At 62.9% G+C, this 21,857-nt stretch carries 19 protein-coding genes; 6 read left to right on the top strand and 13 right to left on the bottom strand.

The window, feature by feature from the left end:
- Nucleotides 1-63: 63 nt before the first annotated feature.
- Nucleotides 64-1,719 carry a beta-galactosidase BglA gene (bglA, locus tag ACSQ3I_RS18415; protein ID WP_436001359.1) on the bottom strand — a complete coding sequence of 552 codons (1,656 nt, stop codon included), beginning with the start codon at nt 1,717-1,719 and terminating at the stop codon, nt 64-66.
- A 305-nt stretch (nt 1,720-2,024) separates the two neighbouring features.
- On the opposite strand from bglA, the gene ACSQ3I_RS18410 reads away from it, so the two are divergent.
- The 4 genes from ACSQ3I_RS18410 (at nt 2,025) to ACSQ3I_RS18395 (ending at nt 5,737) form a co-directional block, all read left to right on the top strand.
- Nucleotides 2,025-2,933, top strand: coding sequence for a sugar kinase (locus ACSQ3I_RS18410; protein WP_436001357.1), 909 nt, complete (start codon nt 2,025-2,027; stop codon nt 2,931-2,933).
- Nucleotides 2,934-3,086: 153 nt separating this feature from the next.
- Nucleotides 3,087-3,629: a YbhB/YbcL family Raf kinase inhibitor-like protein gene (locus ACSQ3I_RS18405; protein ID WP_436001355.1), complete on the top strand. Its 543-nt coding sequence runs from the start codon at nt 3,087-3,089 to the stop codon at nt 3,627-3,629.
- Nucleotides 3,630-3,636: 7 nt separating this feature from the next.
- Nucleotides 3,637-4,545: a helix-turn-helix transcriptional regulator gene (locus ACSQ3I_RS18400; protein ID WP_436001353.1), complete on the top strand. Its 909-nt coding sequence runs from the start codon at nt 3,637-3,639 to the stop codon at nt 4,543-4,545.
- A 124-nt stretch (nt 4,546-4,669) separates the two neighbouring features.
- Nucleotides 4,670-5,737, top strand: coding sequence for a glycosyltransferase family 4 protein (locus tag ACSQ3I_RS18395; RefSeq protein ID WP_436001351.1), 1,068 nt, complete (start codon nt 4,670-4,672; stop codon nt 5,735-5,737).
- A 21-nt stretch (nt 5,738-5,758) separates the two neighbouring features.
- Here the strand turns inward: ACSQ3I_RS18395 and der are convergent, their stop codons facing one another.
- The 3 genes from der to ACSQ3I_RS18380 all read right to left on the bottom strand — a co-directional run bounded on the left by der (nt 5,759) and on the right by ACSQ3I_RS18380 (nt 8,776).
- Entirely contained in the window at nt 5,759-7,183 is a 1,425-nt protein-coding gene (der, locus tag ACSQ3I_RS18390; RefSeq protein ID WP_436001349.1) for a ribosome biogenesis GTPase Der, read from the bottom strand.
- A 236-nt stretch (nt 7,184-7,419) separates the two neighbouring features.
- A complete protein-coding gene (locus ACSQ3I_RS18385; protein ID WP_436001347.1) occupies nt 7,420-8,091 on the bottom strand; it encodes a tetratricopeptide repeat protein in 672 nt (223 codons plus the stop codon).
- An 88-nt stretch (nt 8,092-8,179) separates the two neighbouring features.
- Nucleotides 8,180-8,776: an NnrU family protein gene (locus ACSQ3I_RS18380; RefSeq protein WP_436001345.1), complete on the bottom strand. Its 597-nt coding sequence runs from the start codon at nt 8,774-8,776 to the stop codon at nt 8,180-8,182.
- A 131-nt stretch (nt 8,777-8,907) separates the two neighbouring features.
- On the opposite strand from ACSQ3I_RS18380, the gene ACSQ3I_RS18375 reads away from it, so the two are divergent.
- Complete coding sequence (locus ACSQ3I_RS18375; RefSeq protein WP_436001576.1) at nt 8,908-9,909, top strand: polysaccharide deacetylase; 1,002 nt, start codon at nt 8,908-8,910, stop codon at nt 9,907-9,909.
- Between the two features lie 268 nt (nt 9,910-10,177).
- Here ACSQ3I_RS18375 and sbmA read toward each other — a convergent pair whose 3' ends face one another.
- The 7 genes from sbmA to ACSQ3I_RS18340 all read right to left on the bottom strand — a co-directional run bounded on the left by sbmA (nt 10,178) and on the right by ACSQ3I_RS18340 (nt 18,511).
- The gene (gene sbmA / locus ACSQ3I_RS18370; RefSeq protein ID WP_436001343.1) at nt 10,178-11,452 is read right to left on the bottom strand and encodes a peptide antibiotic transporter SbmA; all 1,275 of its coding nucleotides are present in this window, start codon (nt 11,450-11,452) and stop codon (nt 10,178-10,180) included.
- Nucleotides 11,453-11,695: 243 nt separating this feature from the next.
- Nucleotides 11,696-13,516 carry a methyl-accepting chemotaxis protein gene (locus tag ACSQ3I_RS18365; protein WP_436001341.1) on the bottom strand — a complete coding sequence of 607 codons (1,821 nt, stop codon included), beginning with the start codon at nt 13,514-13,516 and terminating at the stop codon, nt 11,696-11,698.
- Between the two features lie 110 nt (nt 13,517-13,626).
- The gene (locus ACSQ3I_RS18360; protein WP_436001339.1) at nt 13,627-14,808 is read right to left on the bottom strand and encodes a YbfB/YjiJ family MFS transporter; all 1,182 of its coding nucleotides are present in this window, start codon (nt 14,806-14,808) and stop codon (nt 13,627-13,629) included.
- 92 nt (nt 14,809-14,900) lie between these two features.
- Entirely contained in the window at nt 14,901-15,650 is a 750-nt protein-coding gene (gene map, locus ACSQ3I_RS18355; protein WP_436001337.1) for a type I methionyl aminopeptidase, read from the bottom strand.
- Nucleotides 15,651-15,678: 28 nt separating this feature from the next.
- Nucleotides 15,679-16,737 carry an LLM class flavin-dependent oxidoreductase gene (locus tag ACSQ3I_RS18350; RefSeq protein WP_436001335.1) on the bottom strand — a complete coding sequence of 353 codons (1,059 nt, stop codon included), beginning with the start codon at nt 16,735-16,737 and terminating at the stop codon, nt 15,679-15,681.
- Between the two features lie 146 nt (nt 16,738-16,883).
- Nucleotides 16,884-18,140: an RNA polymerase sigma factor gene (locus tag ACSQ3I_RS18345; protein ID WP_436001333.1), complete on the bottom strand. Its 1,257-nt coding sequence runs from the start codon at nt 18,138-18,140 to the stop codon at nt 16,884-16,886.
- Entirely contained in the window at nt 18,137-18,511 is a 375-nt protein-coding gene (locus ACSQ3I_RS18340) for a YciI family protein (RefSeq protein WP_436001331.1), read from the bottom strand. Before ACSQ3I_RS18340 ends, ACSQ3I_RS18345 begins: the two co-directional genes overlap by 4 nt.
- Nucleotides 18,512-18,753: 242 nt before the next feature.
- Here ACSQ3I_RS18340 and ACSQ3I_RS18335 point away from each other — a divergent pair, with 242 nt between their 5' ends.
- Nucleotides 18,754-19,041, top strand: coding sequence for a hypothetical protein (locus ACSQ3I_RS18335; protein ID WP_436001329.1), 288 nt, complete (start codon nt 18,754-18,756; stop codon nt 19,039-19,041).
- 127 nt (nt 19,042-19,168) lie between these two features.
- Here ACSQ3I_RS18335 and ACSQ3I_RS18330 read toward each other — a convergent pair whose 3' ends face one another.
- Complete coding sequence (locus ACSQ3I_RS18330) at nt 19,169-20,128, bottom strand: S66 peptidase family protein (RefSeq protein ID WP_436001327.1); 960 nt, start codon at nt 20,126-20,128, stop codon at nt 19,169-19,171.
- Between the two features lie 109 nt (nt 20,129-20,237).
- Entirely contained in the window at nt 20,238-21,731 is a 1,494-nt protein-coding gene (gene glpK / locus ACSQ3I_RS18325) for a glycerol kinase GlpK (protein WP_436001325.1), read from the bottom strand.
- Nucleotides 21,732-21,857: the final 126 nt, after the last annotated feature.

Genomic DNA, 21,857 nt, shown 5'->3' with positions numbered 1-21,857 from the left:
ACAAAAACCAAAGAGGCGGCCTATCAAGGCCGCCTCTTTCAGTTCGACGCAATCGGTCGTGAGTTACCCAAGCCGGGCGCAGAACATGTCCAGCGCATCGAGATGGATGTCGCCATCGGCATAGACCGGCGAAAAACCCGGCCAGGCAATCAGCGCGTTGATCTTGAGGTCCTTGGCGCCGGTGAAGACAAGCGGCTCCCGGGTCAGGTTGAAGACGAACAGCAGCGTTTCACCGTTCTTTTCCCGGGTGAAGGCCAGGACGTCCTGATTGGTGTCGAGGAAGCTCATGCTGCCGTCCAGCATCACGTCGAGCGACTTGCGGAAGGCCAGCGTCTGGCGGTAATGGGCGAGCACGGAACCCGTCTCATGCTCCTGCATGTCCACGGCCAGCGGCAGGTGTTCCGACGGCACCGGCAGCCAGGGCTTGCCCGTCGAAAATGCCGCGTTGCTCGTCGCACCTTCCCAGGCCATCGGCGTGCGGCATCCGTCGCGGCCCTTGAAGGCCGGCCAGAAGCGTATACCGTAGGGGTCGCGCAGGTCCTCGAAAGCGAGGTCGGCTTCCGGCAGACCCAGTTCCTCGCCCTGATAGAGGCAGATCGAGCCGCGCAGGCTGGCCAGCACGCTGATGGCGAGTTTCGCCACACGCGGTCGTTCCTCAGGATTATCGACAAAACGGCTGATATGGCGCTGGACGTCGTGGTTGGAGAAGGCCCAGCAGACCCAGCCGTCGGTCACAGCCTTCTGGAAGGCGTTGACGCATTTGCGGATGTGGGTGGCGGTGAAATCCGGCCCGAGCAGGTCGAAGGTGTAGCACATGTGCAGCTTGTCGCCGCCGCTCGTATAGGCCGCCACAGTCTTCAGCGAGCGGGGACCGTCACCCACCTCGCCCACCGTGGTGCGGTCGCCATATTCATCGAGAAGCGCCCGGAACTTGCGCAGGAAGCCGATATTTTCCGGCTGTGTCTTGTCATAGAGATGGTTCTGCATGCCATAGGGATTGGTCTCAGGCGCATCGAGGCCGACCGAATCCGGATCCGGCTCGTGCGGCGGGTTGTTGCGCAGTTCCCGGTCGTGAAAATAGAAGTTCACCGTATCGAGGCGGAAGCCATCGACGCCACGCTCCAGCCAGAAACGCACCGTCGCCAGCAGGGCATCCTGCACATCCGGATTGTGAAAATTCAGGTCCGGCTGCGAGGTCAGGAAGTTGTGCATGTAATATTGCCGGCGGATGCCGTCCCACTCCCAGCCCGGCCCGCCGAAGATCGACAGCCAGTTGTTGGGCGCCGTGCCATCCGGCTTCGGTTCGGCCCAGACGTACCAGTCGGCCTTGGCGTTATCGCGGCTCGCGCGGCTTTCGATGAACCAGGGGTGCTGGTCGGATGTGTGCGAGATCACCTGGTCGATCATCACCTTCAGGCCGAGCCGCTTCGCCTCCACCATCATCTCGTCGAAATCACCGAGCGTGCCGAAGATCGGATCGACATCGCAATAGTCGGAAACGTCATACCCCATGTCCGCCATCGGCGACTTGAAGAACGGCGACAGCCAGATGGCATCGACGCCGAGCGAGGCGATATAGGGCAGACGCAGGGTGATGCCGCGCAGGTCGCCGAGCCCGTCACCCGTCGTATCCTGAAACGACCGGGGATAGATCTGATAGATCACGGCACCGCGCCACCAATCGGCATTGCCGGCTGCATCAGTCGTCTTCTCTGCCATGCTTGCACTCCAGGGAATAAATCGGGACAGGGGAAAAATCGGACGAGGACTTTGGTTGGTTTCGAAGGTAAGGGTAAGACCAAGTCGGATAAAAGACCACAGCCGAGAATTGCGATTTCTCCACAGGAAAGCATGTGGCACCGGCATCTTGAGTACGCCAGTCACCGTGCCAAGCCGGTTGATAAGGTGAGCTTTCGCAGCGCCAGAAACGGCTCGTACGCGCCAGGCACGCCGGACCGGACTTGCCTGCGGCCCTTGTCCGGCGTATTGCCGGTTTCATCAATGCTTAGTGGGGGAGCAAGGCTTTGGGTGGACGTTTTCTCTCGATCGGTGAATGTATGGTGGAACTCTCGCAGGCCGGTGGTGGCCTGCTGCGCAAGGGGTTTGCCGGCGATACGTTCAACACGGCCTGGTATGCGCGTGCCTGCCTGCCTGCCACATGGTCGGTCGATTACCTGACCGGGCTCGGCGACGATCCGGTTTCGGAAGAAATGCTCTCCTTCATGGCCGGCGCCGGTGTGGGGACATCCGCGGTGCGTCGTATTCCCGGACGCACCCCCGGCCTCTACATGATCCATCTGCGAAACGGCGAACGCTCCTTCAGCTACTGGCGCGATACTTCCGCCGCCCGCGCGCTTGCCGCCGATGCCGATCATCTGCGCCGGGCCATCGAGGCGGTCGATGTCGTCTACTTCTCCGGAATCACTCTCGCCATCCTGCCGGCTGCCGATGTCGAGACCTTGCTCTCCGAACTACGCCGCGCCAAGGCGAGCGGCAAGCTCGTCGCCTTCGATCCGAATATTCGCCCGCGGCTGTGGTCGGGGCGCGAAACCATGCTTTCCACCATCAGCGATGGCGCCCGTGCCGCAAACCTCGTCATGCCGAGTTTCGACGATGAGGCCACGCATTTCGGCGACGCATCCGTCGAAGCGACGGTTGCCCGCTATCATGGGCTGGGTGTCGAAAAGCTCGTGGTGAAGAACGGCGCTGATGGCGCGACCATCAGCTTCGGCGGCGAACCGCGGCTCATGCCCGCCGTCGAGGCCAAGGTCGTCGATACCACCAGCGCCGGCGACAGCTTTAACGGCGCCTTCCTGGCCCGCTACCTGGTCACCGGTGATGCAGCCGAGGCTGCCGGTTTCGGCGCGGCGGTCGCCGCCCGCGTCATCGGCGAGCATGGCGCCCTGATCGCCCACGAAAAGCTGGTGGCCTGAACGCTCGATCTCATTGTTTCTACGCAAAACCGCTACGCACTTTTGCTGGAATTGCTCTGATTGATCGTTTCGGCACAAAACTTGATCTCCGGCGCACCGATCGCCGGAGTGCCCCGCGCTACTGTCTTGTCGTGTTCATAGAAAGGAAACGACATGACCCAGAGGACGATCTTTTGCGCTGCAGCCCTCACCCTGATGCTGCCGGGGCTTGCCGCGGCGGGTGGATTTACGATCGACAGCAAAAACTTCGCCGACGGCACCTTCCAGCCGGCGCAATATGCCGATGTCTTCGGCTGCAGCGGCGGCAACGTCTCGCCGGAGATCCGCTGGTCCGGCGCGCCGCCGGAAACGAAAAGCTTCATGGTGACGGTCTACGACAAGGATGCACCGACCGGCTCCGGCTGGTGGCACTGGGTGGTGATCGACATCCCGCCCTCCGCCGACCGGCTGGAGGAAGGGGCCGCCGCCGGCAAGTTGCCCAAGGGTGCCCAGACGCTGAAAGGCGATGCCGGTGCGGCGACCTTCCTTGGCGCCTGCCCGCCGGAAGGCACGAAACATGACTACATCGTCACCGTGAAGGCCCTCGGCATCGACCGCCTGCCGATCCCCGCGGATGCAACACCGGCGCTCGCCGGCTTCGTCAGCAACATGAACGTGCTGGCGACGGCGACGCTGACCGCCACGGCCGCCCGGTAATCCGGCGATGAACGTCGCCGTCGGGCAGCACGGTCTTTTGGCGAACGCCTTCCGCCGTGCTATCGGTCGGCAGAAGACGGAGAACGAGATGCTGGATCGCGTCGAATACGGAGTGAGCATGCGCGACGGCGTCGGGGCGACGGCGCGCATCATGCAGCGCAACCGGCTGCGGCTCTCCAACATCGTCATCGAGCAGCCGGTCATCATCCTGGTGGTACGGGGCACGAAACTGCTCAAGGCAGCCGGCGTCGATATCACCATCAAAACCGGCCAGGCCGTTGCCCTCTCGGAGGGCGGCACCTTCGACGTCATCAACCGCGCCGAGGATGACGGCGCCTATCTCGCGCGCTGGATCGCCTTCGATCCGGCGCTTGTGGCGGAGCATGCGGAGCGGCGGCCGTTTCCCGATGCGCAGCCCCTGCTGCATATCCAGCGACCGCCGAGCGGCCTTCTCGCAGCCCTCGAGAGCGCCGCCGATGCCGTTGCCGACAAGGAGACCCTGCCGCCGGACATCGCCCGCCACCGCATGCAGGAGTTGCTTGTCTGGCTGGAAACGCTGGGCATGCGGTTTACGAGCCAAGCGTCCAACAGCTTCGGCCGTAATGTCCGCAAACGACTGGTCTCCGATCCCGGCCGCAACTGGGAAAGTGCTACGCTCTGCCGCGAATTCGCCGTCAGCGAAGCGACCTTCCGGCGGCGGCTGGCGGCGGAAAACCTGTCTTTCCAGCAACTCCTGACCGACGTGCGCATGTCGACCGCGCTCTCGCTGCTGCAAAGCACCAGCCTGCCGATCCTGCACATCGCCCAGGCCGTCGGTTACGAGAGCCAATCCCGGTTCGCCGCCCGCTTCCGCGCCCGGTTCGGCTTTCCGCCAAGCGCCATCCGCGGCCACCATCGCGAGCCGGTCGCCGCCTGACGCCATAGGCTCTGTAATATTGCCATCATGGAATCGCGCGATAATGCCCGGTATCGTGCGCCAGGAGTGCCCTGCCGCCCCCTGTCAAACGCGGCCGGGTCCGCCAAGCGAAGTCAGACATATCATGGCAAGCATCACCATCGTCACCGACGCCTGGCATCCGCAGGTGAACGGCGTCGTCCGGTCCATCGAAAACACCAATCGCGAACTGACCCGCCTCGGCACCCGCGTCTCCATGGTGACGCCGGAGAGTTTTTCCAGCATCCCCTGCCCCACCTATCCGGAAATCCGCCTGTCGATCGCCAGCTACCGCCGTGTCGCCGCCGAAATCGAAAGGCACCAGCCGTCCTTCGTGCACATTGCCACCGAAGGTCCACTCGGGCTGACCGCACGCCGCTGGTGTCTGCGCAACGGCATGCCGTTTACCACCTGCTACCACACGCGCTTTCCCGAATATGTCTCCGCCCGCCTGCCGATCCCGAAATCGCTGCTCTACGCCTTCGTGCGCTGGTTCCACAATGCCGGGTCCGCCTGCATGGTCGCGACGGAAAGCCTGGAGCAGGAACTGGCCGCCCGCGGCATCAAGAACATTGTCCGCTGGAGCCGCGGCGTCGATACGGACCTCTTCCAGCCGGCGGTCAAAGACGCCATGCCCTTCGGCCTGCCGCGACCGCTGTTCATGACCGTCGGCCGCGTCGCGCTGGAAAAGAACCTGCCGGGTTTTCTCGACCTCGACCTGCCAGGCTCCAAGGTCGTCGTCGGCGACGGCCCGGCCAAGGCCGAACTGGAGCGCCGCTATCCCAACGTGCTGTTCACCGGCCTGAAATTCGGCGACGATCTCGCCCGCGCCTACGCCCAGGCCGACGTCTTCGTCTTCCCCTCGAAGACGGACACTTTTGGCAACACGATCATCGAGGCGCTGGCCAGCGGCGTGCCCGTCGCCGCCCATCCGGTGACAGGTCCAATCGACATCCTGCGCGACCATCCGCAGGCCGGCGCGCTGCATGACGATCTGCGGGAAGCCTGCCTCGCCGCCCTTTCCGGCTCTGGCGAAGCGGCACGGGCACTGTCGGAAACCTATTCCTGGGAAAGCGCCGGACGGCAGTTCCTCGACAACGTCCTGGTCGCCAATGCCCACAGGCCCCGGCGCAAGTCCGTTGCCTCGACGAAGTTCGCCGCCTTTTCGGATTGAGAGGCGGAGGGTCGAAAACCCTCAGCGCTTCCTCTTGCGTCCCTCGAACGGGTTGTCCGCCGCCTTGAAATGGATACGGATCGGCACGCCCGGCATGTCGAAATCGGCACGCAGACCATTGGTCAGGTAACGCACGTAGGATTCCGGCAGAGCGTCCGGCCGGGTGCAGGAAATCATGAAAGCCGGCGGGCGGGACTTGACCTGCGTCATGTATTTCAGCTTCAGGCGGCGGCCGGAAACGGCCGGCGGCGGATGCTGCACCGTCTGGGATTCCAGCCAGCGGTTGAGCCGCGCCGTCGAAATGCGCTTGTTCCAGACCCGGTCGGTATCGATAACCGACTGCATCAGCTTGTCGAGACCATACCCGGTTTCGCCGGAGATCGGCACGGCCCGGATGCCGCGCGCCTGCGGCAACAATCGCTCGGTCTTTTCACGCAGGTCGGCAAGCACGGCCTGCGGCTCCTCGATCATGTCCCACTTGTTGAAGGCGAGCACTGCGGCGCGGCCCTCACGCAGCACCAGATCGACGATCTGCAGGTCCTGCTTCTCGAAAGGAATGGTGGCGTCGAAGACGATGATGACGGTTTCGGCAAAGCGGATCGAGCGCAGCGCATCGGCAACCGAAAGCTTCTCCAGCTTTTCCTGCACCTTCGCCTTGCGGCGCATGCCGGCGGTGTCGAACATTTTTACCGTGCGGCCGCGCCATTCCCATTCGACCGAGATCGAATCGCGGGTGATGCCGGCTTCCGGGCCGGTCAACAACCGGTCTTCGCCGAGAAAACGGTTGATCAGCGTCGACTTGCCGGCGTTCGGCCGGCCGACGATCGCCACGCGCAGCGGCTTGCTGTCGTCATAGGCGGGCTCGTCGTCCTCCATCTCATCGTCACCGTCGAGGCGGGGGATGTCGACATTCGTTTCCGGCTCGTCGATCTCTTCGGGAAACGCGACGTCCTCGCCGATCGCCGCGACGATCGCATCGCGCAGGTCGATCATACCCTGGCCGTGTTCGGCCGAAATCGGGCACGGCTCGCCAAGGCCGAGGGTGAAGGCATCGTAGAAACCACCATCGGAGCCACGTGCTTCCGACTTGTTGGCAACCAGCACGACCGGCTTGCCGCGCCGGCGCAGCATGTCGCCGAAGGACTGGTCCAGCGGCGTCAGGCCGGACTTGGCATCGACGACGAACAGCGTCAGGTCCGCCTCGCCGATCGCCGCTTCCGTCTGCGCCCGCATGCGGCCTTCCAGCGTTTCCGGACCGGCTTCTTCGAGGCCGGCGGTATCGATGATGGTGAAGCGCAGGTCGATGAGCTTGGCGTCGCCCGGACGGCGGTCGCGCGTCACACCCGGCGTGTCGTCGACAAGCGCCAGCTTCTTGCCGACCAGACGATTGAAAAGCGTGGATTTGCCGACATTCGGGCGGCCGACGATAGCGACTGTGAAACTCATCGTTCTTCTTATCCTTTGTTCACGGCCCTGGAGCATTTCCGATGAAAACGGGTTCACAGAAATGCTCTATCTCTTTGTTTCCGCATGTCGTCTTCGCACAACCGCTGCTCATTTTGGCGCGACATGCTCCAAAACATATCTCCCGAAGGCCCTTCGGCCCCGGGAGACATCAATACAATCCATGCGCCGAAACATGCCGCGTGAGGCCTTTTCACGCGGCGGCTTCGGTATGCCTATCAGGCAGCTTTGCCCGAGGCGGCGATCAGATCAAGCATGATCTGCGCGCGGCTGGCGACATTGCGCGGTGTTTCGGTATCGTCGATGATCTGCTGGAACCAATCCTTGGCACGCTTGATATCGCCGACCTTGTAGGCCGAAAGCCCCAGAGCCTCGCGGGCCGAGTGGCGCAGCGCATTCTGCGGCGTCGCCATCTGCTCGACTTCGGCGGAGACCTGCTCGTAGCTGCCGCTCTCGATCAGGATCCAGGCAGCCCGCAGGCGCGCGACGTCGCGCAATGCGCCCGGTGCCTGCGCATCCTTGCCGATGGCCGAGAAAGCCGCCACGGCGCCGGCCGCATCGCCCTTTTCCGCCAGGAGCGTTGCAGAACGCATACTCGCCAGCAGCGGATAGGAGCCGTGTCCTTCGGCCGCCAGAGTCTCAAGCGCCTTCAGCGCCTCGTCCGGCTTCTTGTCGTCGACAAGCTTCAGCGCCGCCAGGAACTGGTCGCCCGAACCGGACGCCTTCTGGGTCTGCCAATAGTCATAGGCGCGGTGCACCGCCGTGCCGACGACGATGAGGACGGCGATGGCGATCAGGATACGCCCGAACCGGCGCCAGACGGTCTTGATCTGGTCGGAACGGAGTTCCTCGTTCACCTCGCGGATGAAACTGTCGTCGTTCAATGCCATATCTATCTCCGGCGATCCTGTACGCACGCCCCAAGCAAGCGGTTTTGCTGCCTTCTACCCGATTTTGCGGCCGTTGTAAGGGGTGTTGTCACGAAAACAGTTGCGGCATCGGTGCAACGCCGATCAACCACAGGTGAATTTTCCAGATCATCGCCCACCAGACGGCAGCACCGACAACGATCGCGACGATATCGTAAAGCCCCGAAACGAATGGCCGGCGGACGATTTCACCGGCACGCTCGCGGCGCTTGAGGGTAATTCGCATGATCACGCCCCAGGCCAGGAAGGCCGCAAACAGCAGCACCGAATAGACCTCGCCATTGGCCAGCAGGTGCGACAGCGCCCAGATCTTCACGGACAGCACCATGGGATGCTTCGTTTTCGTAGCAATGTATCCCGCCGGCAGGAAGCCGGCGATCAGACAGATGGTGGCGACCAGCATCAGCGTCACGGCGAGATGCGAGGTCCAGACCGGGGGATTGTAGAGCATGCCCCAGCCTTCGCTGCGCGCCGCATCGAAACCATAGGCCAGCACAACGAGGCCGACGACGCTGGCGATCGAATAGATCGCCGTCCAGGCAGGCTTGCCCAGCTTGTCGATCATCGCTGCGCGGAAACCGGGAACGACGACGCGGATCAGGTGGATCCCGAGGAAGAGAACAAGGCCGACGACGAACAGCGCCATGGCAAATATCCTTTTGGCTGGATTGGCTTATCGGCATGACTTACCGGCAAGCCGGCCGAAATGCCAGCGGCATCAAAGCTTCGCCGCATTCCTGGGGCAAGAAGCCGCGTTTCGATAATGTGTGGTGCCCGATGTTTCGTTCGTTTTGCGTCCTTCCGCTGATTCTTGCAGCCACCCTGCCCGCGCTTGCCGCCGCCGCCGAAACCCAGAAACAGCAATTGCTGCTGATTTCCTTCGACGGCGCCCACGACAACGCGCTCTGGGAGAAGAGCCGCGACATGGCGAAACGGACCGGCGCCCACTTCACCTATTTCCTCTCCTGCACCTTCCTGATGAATGCCGAGGCCAGAAAGGCCTATCAGGCGCCCGGCCACAAGAAAGGCCGCTCGAATGTCGGCTTTGCCCAGAGCGATGGCGAGATCCGCACGCGGCTGGGCCATATCTGGAACGCCCATCTCGAAGGCCACGACATCGGCAGCCACGCTTGCGGCCATTTCGACGGCAAGGACTGGACGAAGGCGGAATGGACGGCGGAGTTCCGCACCTTCCGCCAGACGCTGACCTCAGCCTGGCAACGTGTCGGCCTCAAGGATCAGCAGCCGGCGGACTGGCAGGATTTCGTCACACATGGCATCGTCGGCTTCCGGGCGCCCTATCTGTCCATCAGCAAGGCGCTGACCGATGCCGAAAAAGCCGACGGGTTCGTCTACGATGCAAGCCTGGTGACGAAAGGCCCGCTGCCGCCGGTGGAGCAGGACGGCCTCGTGCGTTTCGGACTACCGCTCATTCCGGAAGGACCGCAGCAGCGGCCGGTGATCGGCATGGACTACAATCTCTTCGTCCGCCACTCCGTCGGTATCGAGAACGCCTCCCGCTCGCAGGAATTCGAGGAGCGCACCTACGCGGCCTTCAAGGCCGCCTTCGACAAGCAATATGACGGCGAGCGTATTCCCGTGCAGTTCGGCTTCCATTTCGTCGAGATGAACGGCGGCGCCTATTGGCGGGCGCTCGACCGGCTGTTGAGCGACGTCTGTCACAGGCAAGACGTCGCTTGCGTCACCTATGCGGATGCCGTCCGGCGGATGAGAGACGGCGAAGCCGGCAAGACCGGCGGCACGCAATCCGCTTTCTGAACGGCAAGCATCGTCACGCTTTTTCCACCTGCGGCAAAATATCCTGCCGCAAGGAACCGATCCGAACGAGATGCGTTTCCCCTCTCGAAACACATCAACGGAGATCGACAATGCTTCGCGCACTTATTCTTTGGGTTATGGGCGTACCGCTCTTCCTGGTTCTTCTGATCTGGGCGTTCTTTCTTTGATTTACCAAGAAGGACCATGGCAAAATTAAAACGGCCCGATCGGTGATCGGGCCGTTTTCTTTTCCTGCTTGCAACAAACCTCAGTCTTCTTCGACAGGAACCTGTTCGTTGCCCTGGCGCTCCATGAAGCGCTGGTCGATGGATGGCAGCGGCTCGTCCTCGATTGCCGCCTCGAAGGCTTTCAGACGCTTGTGGATGGAGAGCAGTTCGATGATCGTCGTCCAGGAATTGACGAGATACTGGAAGGAGTTGCTGACCTGTCCGAAGGCCGTGAGGATCTGCTGGTAGATACCGTAGGTGATCTTGCCGGCCACGATGGTCGGCACCAGCATGAAGGTGACGAACAGCGAGTCCGCCTGGATGTAGAAGTAGCGGGCGACGTTGAAATAGAGATAGTGGAAATACATGCGGAAATAATTGCGCCGCACGTTGGCGAAGAGTTCCTGCACGGTGATCGGCTGCGCCCGGTCCGCATGGTCTTCGCCGTAGACGAGTTCCTTGCGGTAAGCCGCCTCGACGCGCTGGTTGCGGAACTGCAGCCCCGGCAGCTTGATGCCGACGATCGCCAGCAGGCCAGTGCCGAAGATCGACCACAGCAATGCCAGCCAGAACAGCGCGTGCGGCACGGCGCCGAAGATCGGCAACGTCGAGACATAGCTCGACAGCGCAAACAGGATCGGCAGGAAGGCGATCAGCGTCATCACCGCATTGATCAGGCTGACGCCCAGGCCTTCGAGAATATTGGCAAACCGCATCGTGTCTTCCTGCACACGCTGCGAGGCGCCTTCGATATGGCGGACCTTCTCCCACTTCGACATGTAGAAATCGTTCATCGCCGTGCGCCAGCGAAAGACGTAGTGGCTGACGAAGAAATCCGTGAGGATGGAGACGAACATGCTGAGGAAGGCGATCTGGCAGAAGATCAGCATCAGCGAGTAAAAATTCTCGTCGGTGATGCCGGGCTTGCCGGTCAAGGCGTTCTGCAGCAGGTCGCCAAAAGGCCGGCGCCAGTTGTTGATCGCCACATAGACCTGGACGCCGAAATAGGTGGAGAAGATAATCAGCGCCGACCCCCAGATCGACCAGTTCGTCCAGGGATGGTTGCGGGCTTTGATCTTCCAGAAGGCGCCGAAGGCCAGCGTGCAGACGACGAAGAAGATGTAGAACCAGAGATTGTCCGGCGTCAGGAAGAAGCGCAGATCGATCGGCGGCTCCTGGCCTTCCGGCAGCGGCGAGAAACCAAGCGCAATACCGGCGTCGACGCCGACCGTGTACCAGATCGCGATACAAATGGCAGTCCAGACGACAAGGGAGGTGAAGAACAGCTTGGGCTGGGGAAAAAAGGAGTGAAACACGGAGACGTGGCTTTCTCGATGGTGAAATTTCAAGGTGCGGTGCAGCACCGTATTGTGCCGGAAACTAAGGCAGTTCGAAGAAGGCGGCAATGGGCTCAATCCATTGTTACGCATTTGTAACTGCAGCCGGGTTCGTGCGCCCCGCCGCTTCGATCCGGCAGGGCATTTCGCAGCCTGTCTCAACGAAAAAGCGCGGCTCGATGGCCGCGCTTCCGATACTCTTGCTCTTGAAAACCTCTTCGGTCAGGCGGCCCGCCGCGTGACCATGGGCCTTGCCGCCGACGACAGCCGGAAGTTCTCGATCAGCGACTTCAGCTGGTTGCTTTCCTGGGTCAGCGTCTGGCTGGCGGCGTTGGTTTCTTCGACCATCGCCGCGTTCTGCTGCGTCATCTGGTCCATCTGGTTGACCGCGGTGTTGACTTCGGCAAGACCGACCGCCTGTTCCTTGGCCGACGTGGCGATCGAGATGACCTGTTCGTTGACGCGGTTGACCAACGCCTCGATCTCGTTCAGCGCATCGCCCGTCGAGCGGACCAGCGAAACGCCGTTGCCGACTTCGGTCGTCGCATTGTTGATGAGACCCTTGATTTCCTTGGCGGCATTGGCGGAACGCTGCGCCAGTTCGCGCACTTCCTGGGCGACGACGGCAAAGCCGCGACCTGCTTCGCCGGCCCGCGCTGCCTCCACCCCGGCGTTCAAGGCCAGCAGGTTGGTCTGGAAGGCGATCTCGTCGATGACCCCGATGATCTGGCTGATACGGTTCGACGCTTCCTCGATGCGGCTCATCGCCGAGACGGCATCGCGGACGATGGCGCCGGACTTGCCGGTGCTCTGTTTGGTTTCCCCGACCATGCGGCTGGCCTCAGCGGCGCGTTCGGAAGCGCTGCGGACCGTGGCGGTGATCTCGTCGAGCGCGGCGGCGGTTTCCTCCAGAGAGGCTGCCTGCTGTTCGGTGCGGTGCGAGAGATTGTTGGCCGCCTCGGAAATGCCGCCGGCGCTGCCGTGGACGATATCCGTGGAGTGGGCAATCGCATGGATGGCGGTGCTGAGCGCTTCGACAGCCCGGTTGAAGTCGTCACGCAGCTTCGAATATTCCGGGGCGATATCGCGGATCGATACCGTGAGATCGCCATTGGCGAGGCTTTCCAGAGCGGAGCCGACCGTGTTCATCGCGTCTGTCTGCGACTGGGCGACGGCACGCTGGCGGCTTTCCGCCTGCTGGCGCTCCGAGCCGAGGCGCTGCTGCTGGTCGATGTCGCGCTGCCGGAGGTCGATACGCTCCCGCACGGAATCGCGCAGCGTCTCCACCACCTTCGCCATCTGGCCGATCTCGTCGCCACGGTCGGTTTCGGGAATGGCCGCTTCGACCTGCTCTTCCGAAATTGCTTTCATGGAGGCCTTGAGGCGCTCGATCGGACCGACAACGCTGCGGACAACCGCAAAGGCGATGAGAAGGATGGCCACGGCGCCGACGCCGACGATCATGGCCGTCTGGATGGCATTGCTGCGGAAGAGCGCCGCCAGGTCGTCCGCATAGACGCCCGTACCGACAACCCAGCCCCAGGGTTCGAAACCGGCGACGTGCGAGTATTTCAACACCGGCTCTTCAAAGCCCGGCTTCGGCCAGTAATAATCGACGAAACCTTCCCGTGTCGGGCTTGTCTGCACCGTCTTCACGAATTCCTGGAAGATATGCTTGCCGGTCGGATCCTTCATGCCGGACTGATCGGTTCCATCAAGTGCCGGCTTGATTGGATGCATGACGATGCCGGCATTCATGTCGTTGATCCAGAAGTAGCCGCTGCCTTCGTAACGCAGTGCCCGCACCGCGTCTTTCGCGCGTGCCTGGGCCTCTTCGCGTGTCAATGTGCCGGCGGTTTCCATGCCATGATAGAGCTTGAAGAGCGTGATCATGCTCTGGTCCATGGCGCTCAGCTTGGCCTTGCGTTCGGCAACCATGCCCTCCTGGTTGTGTACAAGTCCATAGACCAACGCTATCGAAAAGATCGCCAGGGATAACCCGACCAGAAGATAGAGCCGGGTTGATATCTTAAGCGCCTTCATTGCCTTCTCCGAACACAGAAATTTGATGAATGCTAAAAATAAAGGCAACACGTTAAATTTCGAATAAACGCATATTCTAGGATTTCAAGGCCTTCCGAGGCGCCTGCGCGTCACCGGATCGTCACCCGCACCGGCCAGACGAGAAGGGCGCAAACGACCAGTACGCCAGCGGCAACCAGCGTCGGCAGCGCAAAACTTCCGGTCGCTTCCGCCAGCCAGCCGGCGACCAGCGGCCCGATGATCTGGCCTATGCCGAAGGCAGCCGTCATGATCGCGAAGGCCCGGCGCGGACTTTCCGGGCTCAAGCGCCGGCCGATCTGCAACCCGTAGGCGGTGATCATCAGGAAGGTTGCCCCGAACAGCAATCCGCCGATCAGCGGCGCACTGCCCGCCGGCAGCAGGACGGTGGCCAGCACGCCGACGGACTCGGTCAGCAGGCCTGCCATATAGGCGGCACCCAGGCCGAAGCGACGCTGGAACGGCCGCCACGCCAGCAGGGACGCGGCAGCGGCAAGTCCGGTGATGAACCATGACAGAAACTCGACGACATGACTTCCCGAGCCGCTGCGCGCCATCGCCACGAGGAAGGTCGCCGTCACCACATAACCGAAACCGAACAGGCCGTAGGACAGGGTCAACAGCAGCAGCGGCCGCTTCCAGACGAGCGGCTGCTCCTTGTGCTGCTCTCCGGCAACCTGCGGCGCCCGCGGCAGCATCACCCACGCGACGAGGGCGGCGACGGCTGCGAAGGCGCCACCAAATATCCAGTCCCAACGCCATTGCTGCGCCCCATCGAAAAGCGTCGCCAGCGCCACCACCATGAAGGAGGAGAGCGCAATACCCAGCCCGACGCCGCCGAAATGCGCCGGCTGCACGTTCTCATTGCCGCGCAGGGCGGCATGGCCGAGCACGATCGAGGAGGTGAAGATCATCGCGAAGGCGCTTGCCAGGCCGGCGAGAAAGCGGATGACCACGAAGGCCGGCACTGCATCGAACAGCGCCATGGCGAGCAGCAGCATCGCATTCGCAAGCAATGCCAGAACCGCGACCTGCCGCTCGCGCCCGGATGCCCAGCTATAAGCGGCGAGCACCGCACCGGCGAGGTAACCGGTAAAATTTCCGGCAGCGATCAATCCGGCATCCGCGGCCGAAAGGCCAAGGTCGGCCATCATGCCGGGCAGGATCGGCGTATAGGAAAAGCGCCCGAACCCCATGGCCGCCGCCATCGCCAAGGCGCCGACGAAGCCGAGCGAGATCATGTTCGGGGTGGATGTACGGGAAGACTTGAGCATGCGCTTATATCGCAGCGCAACATTCCGGCGACAAACGACTTATTCTGATCGATCTATCGCGGTTGCTGTCAGCCCCGCCGGCCGTGGCTGGCTCAGGCGGCCAGCGTCAGCACCAGCGGGCCGTTCTTCGTCGCCACCAGCGTGTGCTCGAACTGAACCGTCGGCGCACGCGGCTCGCTGTAGAGCGTCCAGGGATCGTCGCCGTCCTCGGCCCAGTGACCGCCGAGCGACAGGAACGGCTCGATGGTGAAGACGAGGCCTTCCGTCATCAGCCGCGTCTCGTCCGGATCCGGCCAGGTGGACAGTTCCTTCGGTTCCTCGTGCAGCGAGCGGCCAACACCGTGGCTGGCGAGGTTGGTGATCAGCGTATAGCGGTTCTTGGCGGCGAAGGCACCGATGGCATTGCCGATCTTCGCCATCGGCTGGCCGCTCTTGACCTGGTTCACCCCGACCCAGAGCGCCCGCTTGCCGTCGCGGCACAAGCGGTCGATCTTCGGCGTCACCGGCGGCACGATGAAAGACGAACCGGTATCCGAGAAGAAACCGTCCTTCACCGCCGACACGTCAATGTTGACGAGATCGCCCGCCTGGATGATGCGCGGCCCGGGAATGCCATGCGCCACTTCCTCGTTGACGCTGATGCAGGTCGCACCGGGAAACTGGTAGCAGACCTCCGGTGCCGACTCGGCGCCGTTGGCCTCAAGAAACTTCCGGCCGATCATGTCGAGTTCCGCCGTGGTGATACCGGGCTCAAGCGCTTCGGCCATGGTCTGCACGGCGATAGCGCAGATGCGGCCGATATCCTTGAGTTTCGCCAATTCGTCTTCGGTGGAGATAACCATGATCGTTCCGGTGTCGTCGTCTGTTGGTTCAAGCGGTGGCTTTCGCCGCTTCCGCCTCCCTGGTCAATGCCTTTCTGATCAAGGGGGCGACTTTGGTGCCGTAGAGCTCGATGCCGCGCATGATCTGGTCATGCGGCATCAGACCGATCGCCATCTGCAACAGGAAGCGGTCGTTGTTGAAGATTTTATGGTGGGCGACGATCTTTTCCGCCACCACTTCGGGATCGCCGACGAAAAGTGCACCCGAGGGACCACGCGACTGATCGAAATGCGCCCGGCTCGTCGGACCCCAGCCGCGTTCGCGGCCGATGCGGTTCATGACTGCCGCCTGCGGTCCGTAAAACTGGTCGGCCGCCGCCGCCGTCGTGTCGGCGATGAAGCCGTGAACGTTGATGCTGGTCTTCAGCTTTGCCTGGTCCTGGCCGGCCCGGCGCGCGGCCTCGCGATACAGATCGAAGAGCGGCGCAAAACGATGCGGCTCACCGCCGATGATCGCCAGCGCCACCGGCAGGCCGAGAGCGCCGGCGCGGGCAACCGATTGCGGTGTGCCGCCGACGGCGATCCACAGCGGCAACGGATCCTGCAGCGGGCGGGGATAGACACCGCGTCCATTGATCGGCGCACGCATCTCGCCCTGCCAGGTCACCGTCTCGCCGTCACGCAGCGCCAACAGCAGATCGAGCTTTTCTTCGAACAGCTGGTCGTAGTCCTCGAGATTGTAGCCGAAGAGCGGAAAGGATTCGATGAAGGAACCGCGCCCGGCCATCATCTCAGCCCGGCCGTTCGACAGGAGGTCGAGCGTGGCGAACTGCTGGAACACCCGCACCGGATCCTCCGAGCTCAGCACGGTGACGGCGCTGGTCAACCGGATATTCTTGGTCTTGACCGCAGCCGCAGCCAGGATGGTCGCCGGCGCCGAGGCGGCATAGTCCGGCCGGTGATGTTCGCCGAGGCCGAAGACATCGAGGCCCACCTGGTCGGCCAGTTCGATCTCTTCCAGAAGGTTCTTCAGCCGCCGCGCCCCTTCCGGCCCCTTTGCGGCAGCCGCAGGATCGACATCCGCGAAAGTATAAAGACCGAGTTCCATATTTTTCACCTCGTTGCGCGTGGCATGGAGATAGGTATGCCGGCCAAACAAGGCAACTGTAAAATCTGGAAGGTTTCGTTCGAGAATTTCGATGGGACGGGACGTTTTTTCGTACTGGGAGGCACGAAAAGCCGACGGCGGCGTCCTTATCCGATGGAGGCCACGGCATCCGCTTTCAGCCGGTCGAGCTGCAGGCGGATATGGGCGGCTTCGGCCGGCGACTGGGCGAGCGCGATGGCACGGTCGAAGGCGGCGCGTGCTTCGTGGTTGCGGCCGAGCTGCATCAGCAGGTTGGCCCGCAACCCGTGAAAATAGAAATAGCCGTCGAGCGCGTCGGCAAGTTGCTCCACCATATCCAGCGCATCGGCCGGGCCTGAACGCTTCGAGACGGCGACGGCGCGGTTGAGGGTAACGACCGGCGATGGCTGCAGGTGTTCCAGCGTACGATAAAGCAGCTCGATCTGCGTCCAGTCCGTTTCCTCGGCGCGGGTGGCGCGGGCATGCAGGGCGGCGATCGCCGCCTGGAGTTGGTAAGGGCCGGGCTGGCGATGGCGGATGGCCTTCTCGATCAGCGCCAGGGCCTCGTTGATCGCCTCGCGGTTCCAGCGGCTGCGGTCCTGGTCTTCCAGCAAGACGATCTGCCCTACCGCGTCGAAACGGGCGGCACGGCGGGAAAGTTGCAGCAGCATCAACGCCAGCAGACCCATGATCTCCGGTTCGGAGGGAAAGATGCCAAGGAGAAGCCGCGCAAGACGGATCGCCTCGTCGGCGAAAGCGCAGGCGTCGCGCTTCGGATCGGACTGGCTATATCCTTCGTTGAAGACGAGATAGATCATCGTCATCACCTTCGACAGGCGCTCCGCCCGTTCGGCAACGCCCGGTGTCTCGAAGGCAACGCCCGCCTTGGCGACGCGGGCCTTCGCCCGGGTGATACGTTGCTCCATGGCGCTGTCGCCGACGAGGAATGCCTTGGCGATCTGCTGCACGGTCAGGCCGGAGACGATCCGCAAGGCCAGCGCGATTTGCTGGGTGGCGGGCAGATCCGGATGGCAGCAGATGAACATCAGCCGCAGGATGTCGTCGCGGTAATGCGCGCCGTCGAGCCGGTCGGCCATGTCGCTTTCGGCATCGCCGGTATCGGAGATCATCTCTTCGTCCGGCAACGCCTCCAGCCGGGCGCCGCGTCGCACCGAATCGATGCCGCTGTTGCGGCCGACGAGGATCAGCCAGGCAACGGGATCACGCGGCGGCCCCTTGTCAGGCCAGTTGCGCAGCGCCCGCAAACAGGCTTCCTGAAAGGCTTCTTCGGCCGTGTCGAGATCGCGGAAATACCGCAGCAACGCGCCGAGTGCCCGCGGTCGTGCCGCAGCCAGCGTGGTGTCGATCCAGGCAATGTCGGTCATGTCGCGAGTTCTCCGGGGCGGAAGACGTAAAACGGGCGGATCTCGTAGGAACTCGAACCGGGATTGACGGCGGAAAGCTGCTTGCAGAAGGCAACCGCCTCTTCGAGACTGTCGCAATCGATGGTGTAGAAGCCGAGCAACGCTTCCTTGGTCTCGGCAAAGGGACCGTCGATCACCAGCGCCTCGTCTTTGCCCTTGCGCACGGTGGTGGCAGCCGTCGTCGGCATCAGCCGGCCGACCGGGCCGAGCTTGCCGGCCTTGGCATAGGGTTCCTGGACGGTGATGAGCTTGGCCATCACCGCCTCTTCTTCATCCTTGGACCAGGCGAACACGGTCTCTTCATTGGCGTAACACAGGATCGCATACAGCATTCGGTTCACTCCTCTTTCCCAATGACGCAGGAGTAAACGCAGAACCGACAGAACGCAGTAGAAATAATCTGCCGGCAAGCGCGACATTCGCTCAGGGTGGCGCTGGTCGCGAGGTCATAGTCCACAAGATTTCGCCTTGCGGCGGATGGCCTCACCCGACATGCCACGGAACCGCCCCTTTCCTCCCCCACATGGTCGCCACCGGCATGCGCCGGCCCACATGACCTGCCGAGAACGAACCGATGCACCTGACCAAGACCCTGCCGATCGCCGTCGCGATGTTTGTCCTGAACACCGCCGCCTTTGCCGCGCCGACGACAAGGGACATCGTGCCGGGCCTTGCAGAATCCAATGTCGAAGGGGTTGAGCAGGTGGCCATGGCGATGCGCGAACCGCAGGCGGGCCACCGCGGCCACCTCGCCAAAAGGCCGGCCGCCAAGGATGAATTCCGCGGTTTTTCCGGCGATTTTCTCGGCGCCGACCTGATCTTCTGGAATGGCCCGTCGCCTTGGCTGAAGAAGTCGCGATAAGCTCTTATTTGCTTCGAGGCCAGCCGGATCGAAAAATCAGAATGGCCATTTTCTTTCAATGACATGAGGTTGGCTTTGCACGTGAAGTGTCACGTGCGGAACGGCCAGACGCGCAATCACGCCACCGTCAACTTCCCGCCTCGCTCTCGCGACCGAAGATAGTCAGCGTCCGCGCCGATGTGTCCAGCGCCGCCATGGCGCCATGCGGGATGCTCATGGCCCGCTCGCCATGGCCGACCGGCAAACCACCGAGGATCGGTACGTCGAGCCAGCGCAGGTGATCGCGCAGGATATCGATGACATTAGGTCGCAATTTCAGGTCGAAGCCGGTGAACTGGCCGACTGCGACACCGGCCAGGCCGTCGAGATGGCCCGCCTTTCGCAGCATCGTCAGATTGCGGTCCACCTGGCCGCGATGCAGGCTGATCGCCTCGAGCACGAGGATGGCACCGCGCAGATCCGGCAGCGCCCATCCCGCCGCCGTGGCGACGAGTTCCAGATTGCCGCCGATCAGCCGGCCACGCGCCATCCCATGCGTGGTGAGCGCACTGGTCGCCTCCTCCGGGCGCGCGTCGAGCACGATATCGTCGTCGTTCATCAACAAGCGTTTGAGCAGCGCACTGTTTGTCTCTCCGGGCGGGCCGCCGAGGCTGTCGCCCATCAGGCCGCCGGCGATGCACACAAGGCGGCAATGTTTCCACAAAGCCAGGTGCAGGATGGTGATATCGCTGAAGCCGACGAGCGGTTTCGGGTCGCGCCGCACAGCCTCGAAATCGATGCCGTCGGCGATACGATAGGACCCCTTGCCGCCGCGCGTGGCAAAAACCGCCCGCACCTGCGGATCGCGAAAGGCATCGTTGAGGTCGGAAAGCCGCTCATCGTCGGTACCGGCGAGGTAACCCAGCTTGTGAAAGGCGTGCGGCCCGAAATCGACGATCAGCCCCCAGCCTTCAAGGACGGCTGCCGCGCGCATCACCGCATCGCGATCCGGCGTGCTTGCCGGGGAAACGAAACGAACCCTGTCGCCCGCCTTCAATTTTGGCGGACGCAGCACGACATCTGAAAAGGGGACAAGATGTGATTCCATCCCCCGAGAATGCCATGAAAGCGCGACACCCGCATGGCCGCCGGGCAGCACGTTGAATCGATACACGAAGTTTCACAAACCCGGCGAAGCGATTCAAAAGACTCGGCAATCAGGCGTCACTTAACGTCCGTTTCACGGCGTTGCGCCAGCCCTTGAGCTTGGCGGCGCGCATCTTCTCGTCCATCAGCGGTTCGAAGCGGCGATCCCTCGCCCAGGCGGCGGCAAAACCCGCCTTGTCGGGCCAGACACCGGCGCGGCTGCCCGCAAGCCAGGCAGCACCGAGCGCCGTCGTTTCAAGGATCGTCGGGCGGTCGACGGGCGCGTCGAGCAGATCGGCGAGCCGCTGCATCGTCCAGTCGGAGGCGACCATGCCGCCATCGACGCGCAGCACCGTATCCTCGCCGTCGCTCTTCCAGTCCTTGTGCATGGCGTCCAGCAGGTCGCGGGTCTGGTAGCAGACTGCCTCCAGCGCCGCGCGGGCAAACTCCGCCGGGCCGGTGTTGCGCGTCATGCCGAAGATCGCGCCGCGGGCCTCGGGGTCCCAGTGAGGTGCGCCCAGCCCGGTGAAGGCCGGCACGAGATAGACCGATTGCATCGGATCGGCCTTGTCGGCCAGATCGCCGGTATCGGCGGCGTTCTTGATGATCTTCAACCCGTCGCGCAGCCACTGCACCGCCGCGCCAGCGATGAAGATCGAGCCTTCAAGCGCATAGGTCGTCTCGCCGTCCAGCCGGTAGGCGATGGTCGTCAGGAGCCGGTTCTTGGAACGCACCATGTCGGTGCCGGTGTTGAGCAGCGCGAAGCAGCCGGTACCATAGGTGGATTTCAGCATGCCCGGCTCGAAGCAGGCCTGGCCGATCGTCGCCGCCTGCTGGTCGCCGGCAACGCCGAGGATCGGCACGGCAGCGCCGAAGATGGCCGGATCGGTGGTGCCGAAATCGGCGGCGCAATCCTTGACCTCCGGCAGCATGGCGGACGGCACCCGCAGGATCTCCAGAAGGTCCCTGTCCCACTCGTTGGTGCCGATGTTGAACATCAGCGTCCGCGAGGCGTTGGTGGCGTCGGTGACGAAACTCTTGCCGCCGGTGAGCCGCCAGATCAGGAAGGTATCGATGGTGCCGAAGCACAATTCACCCTTGGCGGCGCGTGCCCTGGCACCCTTGACGTTGGCCAGCATCCACGACAGCTTGGTGCCGGAAAAATACGGGTCGAGCAGCAGGCCGGTCTTGCGGGTGAAGGTCCGCTCCAGCTCCTGCCGCTTCAGCTTCTCGCAATAATTCGCCGTGCGGCGATCCTGCCAGACGATGGCATTCTGGATCGGCTTGCCGCTGTCGCGCTCCCAGACCACGACGGTCTCACGCTGGTTGGTGATGCCGATGGCGGCGATGTCGGCGGCGGTGATGCCGGCCTTGGCAATCGCCTGCTTGATGGTGGTGACGACGCTCTCCCAAATCTCTTCCGGATCGTGCTCCACCCAGCCGGAGCGCGGATAAATCTGCGAGAACTCCTTCTGGCCGGTGCCGGCCACCTTCATGTTCTTGTCGAAGATGATCGCCCTGCTCGACGTCGTTCCCTGGTCGATCGCCAGAACATACCCGCCCATTCCGTTCCTCCCGATGCGGATGGCCTCCGCCATCTCCTCTTGCCGAAATCTCAATACGACACCAAAACGAATGTCAAACGAAAACAAAACGCAAATGAAACCGGCCCTGCCCGACGCCCATACCTC

It is taken from the genome of Rhizobium sp. LjRoot30 (genome assembly GCF_964253915.1).
Classification (GTDB): domain Bacteria; phylum Pseudomonadota; class Alphaproteobacteria; order Rhizobiales; family Rhizobiaceae; genus Metarhizobium.
This window is presented reverse-complemented; position numbering and strand designations above follow the sequence as displayed.

Coding starts and splice junctions, on each gene's coding strand:
- bglA (WP_436001359.1), bottom strand. CDS start 1,719: ATGGCAGAGAAGACGACTGATGCAGCCGGCAATGCCGATTGGTGGCGC.
- ACSQ3I_RS18405 (WP_436001355.1), top strand. CDS start 3,087: ATGACCCAGAGGACGATCTTTTGCGCTGCAGCCCTCACCCTGATGCTG.
- ACSQ3I_RS18400 (WP_436001353.1), top strand. CDS start 3,637: ATGAACGTCGCCGTCGGGCAGCACGGTCTTTTGGCGAACGCCTTCCGC.
- ACSQ3I_RS18395 (WP_436001351.1), top strand. CDS start 4,670: ATGGCAAGCATCACCATCGTCACCGACGCCTGGCATCCGCAGGTGAAC.
- der (WP_436001349.1), bottom strand. CDS start 7,183: ATGAGTTTCACAGTCGCTATCGTCGGCCGCCCGAATGTCGGCAAATCC.
- ACSQ3I_RS18385 (WP_436001347.1), bottom strand. CDS start 8,091: ATGGCATTGAACGACGACAGTTTCATCCGCGAGGTGAACGAGGAACTC.
- ACSQ3I_RS18380 (WP_436001345.1), bottom strand. CDS start 8,776: ATGGCGCTGTTCGTCGTCGGCCTTGTTCTCTTCCTCGGGATCCACCTG.
- ACSQ3I_RS18375 (WP_436001576.1), top strand. CDS start 8,908: ATGTTTCGTTCGTTTTGCGTCCTTCCGCTGATTCTTGCAGCCACCCTG.
- ACSQ3I_RS18365 (WP_436001341.1), bottom strand. CDS start 13,516: ATGAAGGCGCTTAAGATATCAACCCGGCTCTATCTTCTGGTCGGGTTA.
- ACSQ3I_RS18360 (WP_436001339.1), bottom strand. CDS start 14,808: ATGCTCAAGTCTTCCCGTACATCCACCCCGAACATGATCTCGCTCGGC.
- map (WP_436001337.1), bottom strand. CDS start 15,650: ATGGTTATCTCCACCGAAGACGAATTGGCGAAACTCAAGGATATCGGC.
- ACSQ3I_RS18350 (WP_436001335.1), bottom strand. CDS start 16,737: ATGGAACTCGGTCTTTATACTTTCGCGGATGTCGATCCTGCGGCTGCC.
- ACSQ3I_RS18345 (WP_436001333.1), bottom strand. CDS start 18,140: ATGACCGACATTGCCTGGATCGACACCACGCTGGCTGCGGCACGACCG.
- ACSQ3I_RS18340 (WP_436001331.1), bottom strand. CDS start 18,511: ATGCTGTATGCGATCCTGTGTTACGCCAATGAAGAGACCGTGTTCGCC.
- ACSQ3I_RS18335 (WP_436001329.1), top strand. CDS start 18,754: ATGCACCTGACCAAGACCCTGCCGATCGCCGTCGCGATGTTTGTCCTG.
- ACSQ3I_RS18330 (WP_436001327.1), bottom strand. CDS start 20,128: ATGGAATCACATCTTGTCCCCTTTTCAGATGTCGTGCTGCGTCCGCCA.
- glpK (WP_436001325.1), bottom strand. CDS start 21,731: ATGGGCGGGTATGTTCTGGCGATCGACCAGGGAACGACGTCGAGCAGG.